At 36.5% G+C, this 11,694-nt stretch carries 12 protein-coding genes; 5 read left to right on the top strand and 7 right to left on the bottom strand.

What is annotated here, in order from left to right:
• The first annotated feature begins 373 nt into the window (after positions 1-373).
• Positions 374-535: a hypothetical protein gene (locus tag H9631_RS17305; protein ID WP_191815004.1), complete on the top strand. Its 162-nt coding sequence runs from the start codon at positions 374-376 to the stop codon at positions 533-535.
• Positions 536-599: 64 nt separating this feature from the next.
• Entirely contained in the window at positions 600-1,526 is a 927-nt protein-coding gene (ctaG, locus tag H9631_RS17300; protein WP_191815002.1) for a cytochrome c oxidase assembly factor CtaG, read from the top strand.
• A gap of 267 nt (positions 1,527-1,793) precedes the next feature.
• Here the strand turns inward: ctaG and H9631_RS17295 are convergent, their stop codons facing one another.
• The 7 genes from H9631_RS17295 to H9631_RS17265 form a co-directional block, all read right to left on the bottom strand.
• The gene (locus tag H9631_RS17295) at positions 1,794-2,984 is read right to left on the bottom strand and encodes a thiolase family protein (RefSeq protein ID WP_191815000.1); all 1,191 of its coding nucleotides are present in this window, start codon (positions 2,982-2,984) and stop codon (positions 1,794-1,796) included.
• Entirely contained in the window at positions 2,981-3,631 is a 651-nt protein-coding gene (locus H9631_RS17290; protein ID WP_225221124.1) for a 3-oxoacid CoA-transferase subunit B, read from the bottom strand. Before H9631_RS17290 ends, H9631_RS17295 begins: the two co-directional genes overlap by 4 nt.
• Entirely contained in the window at positions 3,624-4,310 is a 687-nt protein-coding gene (locus tag H9631_RS17285; RefSeq protein WP_191814998.1) for a CoA transferase subunit A, read from the bottom strand. Before H9631_RS17285 ends, H9631_RS17290 begins: the two co-directional genes overlap by 8 nt.
• A 317-nt stretch (positions 4,311-4,627) precedes the next feature.
• The gene (locus H9631_RS17280) at positions 4,628-5,941 is read right to left on the bottom strand and encodes a TRAP transporter large permease (RefSeq protein ID WP_191814996.1); all 1,314 of its coding nucleotides are present in this window, start codon (positions 5,939-5,941) and stop codon (positions 4,628-4,630) included.
• Position 5,942: 1 nt separating this feature from the next.
• Entirely contained in the window at positions 5,943-6,461 is a 519-nt protein-coding gene (locus tag H9631_RS17275; RefSeq protein WP_191814994.1) for a TRAP transporter small permease subunit, read from the bottom strand.
• A gap of 22 nt (positions 6,462-6,483) precedes the next feature.
• Complete coding sequence (locus H9631_RS17270; protein ID WP_191814992.1) at positions 6,484-7,515, bottom strand: TRAP transporter substrate-binding protein; 1,032 nt, start codon at positions 7,513-7,515, stop codon at positions 6,484-6,486.
• Between the two features lie 28 nt (positions 7,516-7,543).
• A complete protein-coding gene (locus H9631_RS17265) occupies positions 7,544-8,314 on the bottom strand; it encodes an SDR family NAD(P)-dependent oxidoreductase (RefSeq protein WP_191814990.1) in 771 nt (256 codons plus the stop codon).
• 241 nt (positions 8,315-8,555) lie between these two features.
• Here H9631_RS17265 and H9631_RS17260 point away from each other — a divergent pair, with 241 nt between their 5' ends.
• The 3 genes from H9631_RS17260 (at position 8,556) to H9631_RS17250 (ending at position 11,325) form a co-directional block, all read left to right on the top strand.
• Entirely contained in the window at positions 8,556-9,293 is a 738-nt protein-coding gene (locus H9631_RS17260) for an IclR family transcriptional regulator (protein ID WP_191814988.1), read from the top strand.
• Between the two features lie 282 nt (positions 9,294-9,575).
• Positions 9,576-10,481: a VOC family protein gene (locus tag H9631_RS17255; RefSeq protein WP_225221123.1), complete on the top strand. Its 906-nt coding sequence runs from the start codon at positions 9,576-9,578 to the stop codon at positions 10,479-10,481.
• A gap of 1 nt (position 10,482) precedes the next feature.
• Positions 10,483-11,325 carry a fumarylacetoacetate hydrolase family protein gene (locus H9631_RS17250; RefSeq protein WP_191814984.1) on the top strand — a complete coding sequence of 281 codons (843 nt, stop codon included), beginning with the start codon at positions 10,483-10,485 and terminating at the stop codon, positions 11,323-11,325.
• Positions 11,326-11,694 lie beyond the last annotated feature (369 nt).

The raw sequence follows: 11,694 nt of genomic DNA, 5'->3' as shown, positions 1-11,694 counted from the left end.
GTAAGAATCAGTTTTCATTCTAGACGGTGGCGACGAGAAACGTCGCCCGATTGTTTCCTCTGAAAATCTCTGGCATCTACGCCGGAGGCTTAACTTTATTCATCCTAAATTTGAACCCCAACTGAAACGGAATACCAAATATACTCTCATCTCACTACTTACTAAAGTGAGAAACTTCTGCTGAATGAGGCTAAAAAACTTTTTTCACGTCGTATTTACACATGGACAATGATGCATTTAACTCAGAAGCTGGATGGGGTTTTTTAATAAAGATTGGATGGTCACAGTTGATATTTTTTCCTTTAGAATTTTTTTGTGAAGATGAATCATGTTCAATAAAGTGTCTTCAAAAAAATTAAATGGGGATGAGTTTATGACTCAATTTTTAATGATGGTGATCGGTATACTTGTGACGGTGGTTCTAATTCCGGGATTAATTGTAATGTACGAAGTGATAAATGCTTTTCCAACCGATACAAAAGAATTGATCGATCCACATCCGGATGACAAGAGAACAGTCGGCTATTATCAATAATCTTTTACTTAGTCATTAAATGATAGATTTTACACCAATATTGATAGAGCGAGCGAGGTGACTTATGCCTATCTTCTATTTATTTGACTTCAGCTCATTGTGGAGTCCATATTTTGCGGTATTTTTATTCTTTATTACTATTATCTATTATCTCATTACAGTTAAGTATCGGCACTTCTTTAATGGGAGCAGGCCTCTTAACAAAAAGCAAATAGCTTCGTTCTTCGGCTTTGTCACGATCCTCTATATCATTAAAGGATCACCAATCGATTTAATGAGTCACATGATGTTAACGATGCATATGATTCAAATGGCATTCCTTCTATTAATAATGCCTATTCTTTTTATTCATTTGATACCAGCTTGGCTGTGGAGGGCAATGTTGAATATTAGAGTAATCAAATTCTTATTTCATCATTTGACAAAACCTGTAGTGGCACTTCTGCTATTCAATGTGGGCTTTTCGGTTTATCATGTTCCATTAATTCTTGATTTCTCAAAAACAACTAGCTTTTATCACGCCTCCATCCACACATTATTATTTTGTCTAGCTCTTTTCATGTTTTGGCCTGTTATGAATCCTCTTAATGAATATGATAAGATGTCTGGAATACTGAAAACAGGATATATGTTTGCGAATGGAGTCCTCATGCTGCCAGCTTGCGCGCTCATCATCTTTGCAAACGACCCCATGTATCAAACATATTCCGATCCTGAAGCGTGGCTAAATGCACTGACATTATGCGCAACACCAGCCTCATTATCAGGATTAGGTTCATCATCACCAGAACTGATATCGTTGTTCAATCCTTTAGGCGTCCTTCAAGATCAGCAACTTGGCGGGATCATCATGAAAGTTGTCCAGGAAATCGTATATGGGGTCATTATTGCTAAAATTTTCTTCGAGTGGTATCGAAAGGACCAAGAAGAAGCATTCAAGGAAACGCTGAACTTCTCACAAGCCCAAAACAATAACGACACTTTTAAATAATGATTCCAGGGTCCATTTATTTGATAGCTGCCTGAACCATTTTCTCTATACTTTTCAAATGGACACTCGAAAATAAGATCAGATATAGGATATACTAGGACAATCCCAATAATCTTATATAAAACCGCTCATTAAAATCCCCCTTCCTTTTAAAAAGAAGGGGGATACGGCTTCTACCATCAGCTTGATACTGTTTTAATGTTGTCGCTCCGCTGACTTCAATTGATAGCTGATGTCTTAATGTGGAGATATCCATCCCCTAAAAATTCAAATTCGACAGTTTTCTACAATTGTGGCGATACCTAAACCTCCAGCAATACAAAGTGTAACCAAGCCATAACGCTTTTCTGTACGTTCTAGTTCATGAATCAATTTAGTCATTAAAATGGCGCCAGTTGCTCCAATAGGGTGTCCTAGTGCAATTGCGCCTCCATTAGGGTTAACTTTCTCAATATCTAACCCTAGTACATCGATTACAGCGAGCGTCTGTGCCGAAAAAGCTTCATTTAATTCAATAACATCTATGTCCTCAATTTTTAAATTAGCCTGCCCCAGAGCTTTTAGTGTTGCAGGTACTGGCCCTATTCCCATTTCTCTTGGATTAACACCCGCAGCCGCCTGTGCTATTATTTTCACTTTCGGCGTTAAGCCATATTTATCCGCTTTTTCTGTTGACGTTATAAGCAAAGCGGCTGCACCATCATTTCGGCCACTGCTATTTCCAGCTGTTACCGTACCATCTTTAACAAACACAGGATTTAACGAAGCTAATTTTTCTATAGAACTTAATCGCGGATGCTCATCTACTTCAAATAAAATAGACCCCTTCTTCTTTTTAATCTCATACGGAGTAATTTGCTCTTTAAAATACCCCTTCTCTATTGCTTTGTCCGTCCGTAGTTGGCTTAAATGAGCATACTCATCTTGGCGCTCCCGTGAAATATTATATTTTTGAGCTAAAACTTCAGCAGTCTCCCCCATTGTTTTAATTCCAAAATACTCCGGTTGAGAACCTGGTTGACTTTCTGTATTGGGGTCAAGTAATAATCCATTACCTGATTCTAATCCATAACGGGCCCCTCGAATATAGTAAGGAGATGTACTCATAGATTCTGTTCCACCTGCAATAATGGCATCACTTAATCCAAGTGCTATTTGTTGTGCAGCATTATTAATTGCTTGCAGCCCTGAACCACATTGGCGATGTACTGTATACGCAGGTACTTGCAATGGCACCTCTGCTCGTAAAGCTGCAAGACGGGCAATATTCGATTGATCAGCGCTTTGTTTTGCCTGACCTAAAATAATCTCATCAATTTCAGATGTTTTTATCCCTGTTCGCTCTGTTAATGCTTTCATTACTGATGACCCTAAAAAATCAGGTGCTTCATTTATTAAAGAACCACCTATTTTTCCAATCGCAGTTCTAACCCCATCAACAATAACTGCTTCCCTCAATATTTAACACCACCCTGCATTGAGTTAACGAATTCGGCCTCAGTATTTTTTTCTATGTCAGCCAAGGTCGCACCCGGCATCAGTTCTACCAAGTGTAGCTTTCCTTCAATGTATCGGAACACAGCTAACTCTGTAATGATTATATCTGCAGAGCGCGTTGAAGTAAGCGGGTAAGTGCATTCCTTTAACAATTTGCTTTTACCATCTTTCGATGTGTGTGTGGTTGTGACTATGACCTTTTTTGCACCAACTAACAAATCCATCGCACCACCGACACCAATAATTGTTTTCCCTGGAACCGCCCAGTTCGCAATCCGGGCCTGCTCATCAATTTGTAGGATACCTAAAACAGCTACATCAATATGACCTCCCCGAATCATAGAAAATGAATCCGCGCTATGAAAGAATGAAGCCCCTATCCCTTCACCTACTGGTATTTTCCCAGCGTTCACCAAATTGGGATCAATATTTTCATCTTCTATATCTTCTACTCCTAACATTCCATTTTCAGTATGTAAAAAAACTTCCTTTTCCTCTATATACTTCGAAATAAGTGTTGGAATCCCAATGCCTAAGTTAATAACTTGCCCATTCTTTAATTCCTGAGCTGCCCTGTGCGCAATTCTTTCTTGGACTTCATTAATCAATTTCTATGACCCCATCTTTCGTAAGTAGTTTTTTAGCAATCGTTACACCATCTATAAACAAATGCGGAGTTGTAATTTCTTCACTACTTAACTGACCTACTTCTACAATTTCATCGACTTCTGCAATAACATATTTTGCAGAAGTCGCCATTAATGGATTAAAATTTTGCGCAGTCTTATAATAAATTAAATTTCCTAATGTATCGGCTTTATGCGCCCTAATAATAGAGACATCTGCTTTTAAAGGCTTTTCTAATATATATTCTTCACCATCGATTATTTTTGTTTCTTTTCCTTTAGCTAAATCTGTCCCTGCTGATGTTTTGGTATAAAAGCCTCCGATCCCGGCCCCTCCAGCCCGAATAGCTTCCGCCAATGTACCTTGTGGCAATAATTCAATTTCAATCTCGCCACGTTGATACGCCGCGCCAACATCACGATTACTTGTGAAGTAAGAGCCAATTGCCTTTTTTATTTTTTTTTGTTGTAGCAAAATTCCTAAGCCTTTTCCTCTTTCTCCTAAATTATTAGAAATAATCGTTAAATTATCTATATCCTTTTCTACTAACCCATCAATTAACGTTAGTGGAGCTCCGATTAAACCAAATCCTCCAACCATAATCGTATCATTGCTTTTTACACATTCTAATGCTTCAGTAGCATTCTTAAATATTTTCATATTTACAACTCCATTGTTTTACATTTATTATTTCTTTGATATCAAATGCTCCTTACCGTATTTGTGCCCAGATTGTATCTAGCTCCGTCCGTTACATTTTCTCTGAAAATCTGTGGCATCTGCCGGAGGCTTTAACTTCATTAAGCAGGGGGTCCCCCACTTAATAGAATACTAATACGCATTCATTTCAACACTTACAGAAGTAGGAGACTTCTGCTGAATGAAGGTAAATATAGCTGCCGCCTATCGTCATTTAGATGTATAATAGATGTTGAAAAATGTAGCTGATCATCCAACGAGTTTTAAGCAAATAGATACTATGAGCCCATAATCCCAGGAAGCCAAAGTACCAATTGCGGAAACAAAGCTACAATTAATAGAACAAGTGCATATAATCCTACAAATGGCCATACTGACTTATATATTTCATTTATATTCGTATCTTTTGCTATTCCACGCATTACAAATAAATTGAAGCCAAATGGCGGAGTCATATAGGCCATACACATATTGATGACAAACAGCACTCCATACCAAACTGGATCATACCCTAAAGCCATTACAACAGGTAAGAATAATGGGCCCGTAATGAGAACGATAGCCGTTGGATCAATAAACATACCTAGGAAAAAGAAAATAACTTGCATTAATAACAAAATAACCCATGGGGTTGTATCGAACCCAGTAATTAATTCCGCGAACCAGGAACCTACCCCTGTTACAGTTACGATTCTTGAATACGCAGCGGCACTCATCACAATCCAAAGTACCATTACACTTAAATTCACCGTCATAGTTAAAATACTCTTAATATTAGTTATAGTTAACTTCCTTTTTGCTGCAGCGCAAAGTAACGATCCTACTACCCCAAAAGCAGCAGCTTCTGAAGGTGTAGCGATACCAGTATAAATTGAAGCTAATACCCCAGCCACTACAAGTAACGGAAGGATGATTGACTTTAAAGCAGATACTTTTTCTTTAAAGGTATAACGTTCTTCTTCTGGCACAGCTGGACCTAATGAAGGATTAATCCAACAACGAATTAAAGCATAAGACACAAAAATTAAAGCAGCAAGGATCCCAGGAAGAATCCCTCCCATAAACATTGCTCCGGCCGAAACTCTCGATTCAGAAGCATAAATAATCATTAAAACACTTGGTGGTATTAAAATACCTAGAGCACCACCTGCTATAATCGAGCCCATGATCAACTTATTATCATAACCGCGTTGAAGCATCGCTGGGCGTGCAGTCATTCCTAATGTCGCAGTAGCAACGGTTGCAATACCGACCATAGCAGCAAAAATAGAGGAAATTGCTGTTGTGCCTGCGACAAGGCCTCCGCGTACTCCACCTAGCCATCTGTAAACACACTCGAACATATCTTCTGCTATATCACTGTATTGAAGAATGGCGGCCATTAAGATGTATAATGGAATTGCACTTAATGTGAACTCTATTGCTTTTGAATAGGAACCTAGCATAAAAGAATCAATACTTACGGAACCACCCGCAAAAAGTATTCCGAATATAACAGATACAATCCCCATACCAAAGGCAACTGGAATTCCTTTAGCCATAACCACTAATAATGAACCGAATAAGAGCAAAGCGATTATACCTGCATCCATACTATGCTTCCCCCTTTTTTAACAGTTCTTCATTCTTAATCAAGAAATAAATACGTTCAATCATTTGCACAAAGGCCTGTAATCCAAGCAGCAAGGCCCCAAATGGAACGATTGCCCATTTGATCCACATGTAAATATTGAACCCGCTTTGGGCTACAGTGCCAGATTGGAAATTAGCAATAACTTGATCCATACCTTTCCAGATAAAAATCGCAGCAAGCCCTATAACGACGAGATAAGTAATGATATCGACTACACTTTTTAACTTTTGCGGGAATTTTTCGTAAAATAAATCTACCTTAACATGTGAATCAGAAAGGAGGGCGTAGCCCCCTCCTAGAAACACAATCATCCCTGTAAGCCACCCTGATAAATCAAAAGACCAGATAGGCGGCTTAGAAAAGATATAACGCATGATAACTGTATAAAATATGAGGAAACCCAGAAGCACAATGGCACTACCTATAATCCATTTAAATAACTCATTGATTTTATAAATCAATGAAATAAATCCCTTCATTAAATCCTCCCCTTGATCTTCATTAATTAGTTAGCTTTTCTTTTAAAATATCGCTAATCTCTTTAGTGCGATCACTTAATGCAGCGAATTCATCCCAAACAATTTGGCCAGATTCTACAAATCGTGCATATTCTTTTTCATTTAATGTATTCACTTCCACACCTTTTTCAGCAGCAAATTCATACGGTCGATCCAATGTGTCTCGGTAAAATTGAATATTTTTTTCTTCTGTTTCAGCAGCAACTTCTAAAATAATAGACTGTAAATCCTCGGGGATTTTCTCCCATGTTTTGTTACTAATCATGACAGAAGAAAGTGCGCTTACTCGAATTCCTGCAGTCATTGAAGAAACAACTTCATGGAAATTATAGAATTCAATTGTATTTAAAGAATATGGGACAGCATCAATTGTGCCTAATTGTAGTCCTTGATAAACATCAGTGGTTGGAATGTTGGCAGGCGCCGCCCCTAGGCTTTGGTACCAATTTACCCATAAGGAGTTACCAGCACGAATTGTTAACCCTTTCATATCTTCAATTGATTTAATAGGCTTATTAGATAGAATTCCATATTCTCCAGGAGTTCCGTATAAAAGGATTTTAGCTCCATGCTCAGAAAATTCTTCTTCCAAAATAGTAGCAATTCCATCTTCACGAAGTAGTTTCATAAATTCATCAATATCTTTTCCTAAAAAAGGCAAACTTCCATAATAACCAGTCGGTGCATACTCTCCGTAATATTCAGGTAATGTATATGCTAAATCAATGGTTCCCTTTTCAAGTCCACTTAACATTTGGTCAACAGGCAACAGCTGAGCACTGTAAAAGACTTCAATATCTACACGGCCATTTGTACGTTTATAAACTTCTTTTGCAAATTTCTCTGTACTTAACGAAACGACATCCCCTTCATCACCTTTTTGAAATGCTACATTCATTTTTAATTTATATACGTCCTCATCACTTTGACTTTTCTTCCCACTTTGACCACTTGAGCAAGCAGCCAACATTAGCACCAACACTAGTATCAGAATAAACATCAATTGATTTTTCATAATCCTTCTCCCCTTTACAATCATTAATTTATTTTGCAGCCCTTCCACCATCAATTTCTACACATGTACCTGTTATGTAACTTGAGAGTGGTGAAGCTAAATACTGAATTAAATTTGAAATTTCCTCCACTTTAGCGAATCGTTTTAAAGGAATATTATTAAGAAACAGTTGTTCACGCTCTGAAGCTTTTTGATTTTCTTTCGTATCCTCTATTAATCGTTTCGTTAAATTTGTTTCAATAAACCCAGGCGCAATTGCATTAACACGAACATTATAATCAGCACATTCTAAAGCAGCTGATTTATTTAGTCCAACAACAGCATGTTTTGCTGCAACATAAGGAGAAATTCCAATAGAACCAACTAATCCAACTGAGGAAGCTGTATTAATGATTGCTCCTTCATTCTGCTTTTTCATAACTGGAATCACATATTTTAGCCCTAAAAAAACACCTAATGTATTCACATGCAATACTTTAAGAAAATCTTCTACAGACTGATCCTCTATTAAATTATTCCGTGCCTCGATTCCAGCATTATTGAAAAAAATATCAATTCGTCCAAATTTATTCAAAGCTTCTTGTACATAATTTCGTACTCCACCCTCTTCTGTAACGTCTGCTTGGATGATTAAAATATCATCACGATTTTTATATTGCTTTTTTAAAAGGGCTATGTTTAAATCTACTAATACTAATTTGGCTCCTTGATTTAAAAAATCTAGGGCTACTCTCTGTCCTACACCACCTGCAGCTCCAGTAATTAAAACGATTTTTTCTTCAAAAGCGTGCAATTTCATCCCGTCTCCTCTTATAATTAAATTTAAATCGCTTTCAAAAATACTTTTACGTTGAAGTTACTCTCGTCAAAACCTTTATGTATTTTTTATCATAATACGATAATATATCCTATTTATTCTTTTGTAAATACATTTTTTTATCATGATTCTTTAAGAATAGCATCTAATTACCATAAACATGCTATTATTTATAGATAATAAACTGTTTTATAGGGAATTTATAAATTGGAGGATGTCAAAATTGTCTAGCACTAAAAAAATGTTGTTGATTTTGGATATGTTTACAAATGAGAAGGCGACAATCACTTTAGAAGAAGTCATTGAGCTATTAGGTGTCTCGGTTCCCACTGGATATAGATACTTAAAAGAACTTTGTGAAGCAGGTTTATTAGCTAAGTCTGAATCTAATTCTTATATATTAGGGCCCAAAATTATAAAGTTAGATTATCAAATCCGAAATACTGATCCAATTATCAAGTTAGGAAAACCCATACTAAAAGAACTTGTGTACTTAACTGGTGGAGAGGTTTTATTAAGTACGATCTACAATGACGAAATTATTAATGTTTACTCAGAAAAATCTTGGGAATTCAAATACGAGTTAACCTACAGCAGAGGAAACCCGCACCCTGTATTTAAAGGTGCCACCTCCAAAATCATTACTGCATACTTATCAAAAAGTAAGTTAAATAAACTCTTTGAGAAACATGAGCAAACAATTTTAAAAGAAATACCAAATTTTGATTTTAAGTCGTTCCAAAAAGAGTTATCTAACTTTAAAAAACAGGGTCATGTGATATCCAATGGAGAATTGGATGATAATTTTGTCGGTATTTCTGCTCCAGTATTTTTAAACAATCAGGTTGTAGGCGCCATTACCTTAGTTTTACCTAATCATCGTTTACGAATTTATGACCAAGAAAACTTGGTGCAATTCGTTAAATTATCCGCAAGCAAGCTAACCGAACAATTGAAATAAAGAAAAATAACCTACAGGAATGTCTCTTTTAAAAAGCATTCCTGTTTTTTTTTTGCAAAACCCCCTTCCCAAAATCAAGATCCAGATGCCATTCCCACAACCTCGTCACTAAAATCAAAATAAGATAATATCGAAAAATAATAACAATTTTTAATCATATTTTTATCGTATTATGATAATTTTAATTGACAAATCCTCTTTTTTGAAAAATAATCTAAATTAGCAACAAAAAAATTGAATGATAGATTCAAGCAGGAAAGGGATGAAAAAAGTATGAAGAGCATGATTCAACCATTTAAATTAGGGTATGCCGATTTTGGATGTCTTTCTGTCAATCGTATGGCCGATTTCTATGAAAATACCTTAGGTTTCACTACAGTCGAGGTTGGTGAAAATGGAGCTTATTATATTAGTGCAGGTGTAGATCATCACAATGTCATTCTTCGTTCTAGCAGTACAAGTGCTTTGAATACAATTGGCTATCAAATTGCGAAAAACGAATCCTTATCTGATATTCAAAAATATTTAAAAACTAAAGGGATTTCTTCTGAGATTAAGACAGATTTTCAACCTGGAGTTTCAAAATTATTGGAATTTAAAGATCCAGATGAGTATATTATCCACCTTTTTCAAGAGATGGAAATGCCGGCTCCCGGTTATAAGCTAGATAAAGTGTCACCTCATAAGCTAGGTCATATCGCATTGGGGTCATTGAAACCAAAGGATTCAGTTGATTTCTATATGAACATTTTAAATTTCCATTACACTGATAGAATTGGCGACAAAGCCACTTTTCTAACATGTAACTCAGATCATCATGTGCTCAATATTTCTAATTTCAAACATAAGATGATGCACCATGTAGCATTTGAATTAAAAGATTCTGCCCACCATGTTTCCAGTGCTGATTATCTAGCAAGCAAAAAACATGAAATTTTATGGGGGCCTTCCCGCCATACAGCTGGACATAATATTGCATCCTATCATCATGATCCAGAGCTAAATGTCATTGAACTTTACACTGAAATGGATCAATATATACCGGAATTAGATTGTTTTGATCCAAGACCATGGCATGAAGAATTACCATTAAAACCACGCAATTGGGATTTCAACTGTACTTGGTTTACAAAATTTGAAAACGATATTATCGATTCAGTAATGAAAAAAGTGAAAGTGGGGAACTGACATGAAATTAATTACATATCTTTATAAAAATGAAAAGAAATTTGGCTTAGTTTCAGAGAATGGTGTCGTTGATTTAACGGCAAAGATCCCGGCCAAAGATTTAAAAAATCTCATTGAATTAAACCTATTAGATCGTGTAAAACAATTTAAAAACGATCAACCGGATTACAAAATAGAAGAGATTAAACTCTTACCAGTGATCGAAAACCCAGATAAAATCTTTTGTGCAGGCGTAAATTATGACGATCACCGTTTAGAAACCAATCGTGATGTAACGGCAAATCCTACAATATTCTTCCGCGTGGCACAGTCACAGATTGCACATAACGACCCTATGCTCATACCTATAGAATCAGATAGGTTGGACTTTGAAGGCGAAATTGCGATTGTAATTTCTAAAGAAGGAAGACGTATCCCTGAAGAAGATGCCTATGATTATATTGCCGGATATTCTATTTATAATGATGGTTCCGTTCGTGACTATCAGCTTCATACATCTCAATGGGGCCCGGGTAAAAACTTCGAAGCCACGGGAGCATTTGGTCCATGGTTAGTAACAAAGGATGAAATTGCTGATGGGGAAGTTTTAACATTAGAAACACGTTTAAATGGTCAAGTTATGCAAAAAGCAGACACTAACCTTTTATTGTTCTCCATTCCGGAGTTAATCGCATACTGCTCAACCTTTACAACATTAAAAGCGGGGGATGTCATTGTAACTGGTACTCCAGGCGGTGTTGGTGCCAAACGTAAACCACCTGTCTTTATGAAAGACGGGGACAAAATAGAAGTTGAAGTGAGTAAAATTGGAATTTTAACTAACCCTGTTAAACAAGAAATTTAACTTCATTCAGCAAAAGTCTCCCACTTTCTGTAAGTGGTGAGATGGATTGATATCCGGTTCAAAGCCTGGCTGAATAAAGTTAAAGCCTCCGGTGGATGCCAGAGATTTTCAGAGGAAATGTACCGGTCGGGCTTGATACAATCTAGGCGCAAATACACCAAGGCACATTTGAAAAGTAATTGATAAACCGCCTTTGAGAATGATTAAGAACTCTCTCACAGGCGGTTTATCTCGCATCTTAAATGGACAATGCAGTCTCAAAAGTTCTTCAGAATGGAATCCGTTCTGAAGTTTTTTATTATGACGTTAATTCTCTACCTGTTATGACGATAAAAAGTTTACTGAAGATTTTTTATCGTAACACCTTCT

It is taken from the genome of Bacillus norwichensis (genome assembly GCF_014836955.1).
In the GTDB taxonomy this organism is placed as follows: domain Bacteria; phylum Bacillota; class Bacilli; order Bacillales; family Bacillaceae_C; genus Siminovitchia; species Siminovitchia norwichensis.
The sequence above is the reverse complement of the archived record's forward strand: the minus strand, read 5'-3'. Positions and strand labels throughout refer to the sequence as shown.

What these genes read in the sequence shown, in the direction of transcription:
- H9631_RS17285 (WP_191814998.1), bottom strand. Translation starts at nt 4,310, where the DNA reads ATGAAAATATTTAAGAATGCTACTGAAGCATTAGAATGTGTAAAAAGC.
- H9631_RS17250 (WP_191814984.1), top strand. Translation starts at nt 10,483, where the DNA reads ATGAAATTAATTACATATCTTTATAAAAATGAAAAGAAATTTGGCTTA.
- H9631_RS17275 (WP_191814994.1), bottom strand. Translation starts at nt 6,461, where the DNA reads ATGAAGGGATTTATTTCATTGATTTATAAAATCAATGAGTTATTTAAA.
- H9631_RS17305 (WP_191815004.1), top strand. Translation starts at nt 374, where the DNA reads ATGACTCAATTTTTAATGATGGTGATCGGTATACTTGTGACGGTGGTT.
- H9631_RS17270 (WP_191814992.1), bottom strand. Translation starts at nt 7,515, where the DNA reads ATGAAAAATCAATTGATGTTTATTCTGATACTAGTGTTGGTGCTAATG.
- ctaG (WP_191815002.1), top strand. Translation starts at nt 600, where the DNA reads ATGCCTATCTTCTATTTATTTGACTTCAGCTCATTGTGGAGTCCATAT.
- H9631_RS17265 (WP_191814990.1), bottom strand. Translation starts at nt 8,314, where the DNA reads ATGAAATTGCACGCTTTTGAAGAAAAAATCGTTTTAATTACTGGAGCT.
- H9631_RS17280 (WP_191814996.1), bottom strand. Translation starts at nt 5,941, where the DNA reads ATGGATGCAGGTATAATCGCTTTGCTCTTATTCGGTTCATTATTAGTG.
- H9631_RS17255 (WP_225221123.1), top strand. Translation starts at nt 9,576, where the DNA reads ATGATTCAACCATTTAAATTAGGGTATGCCGATTTTGGATGTCTTTCT.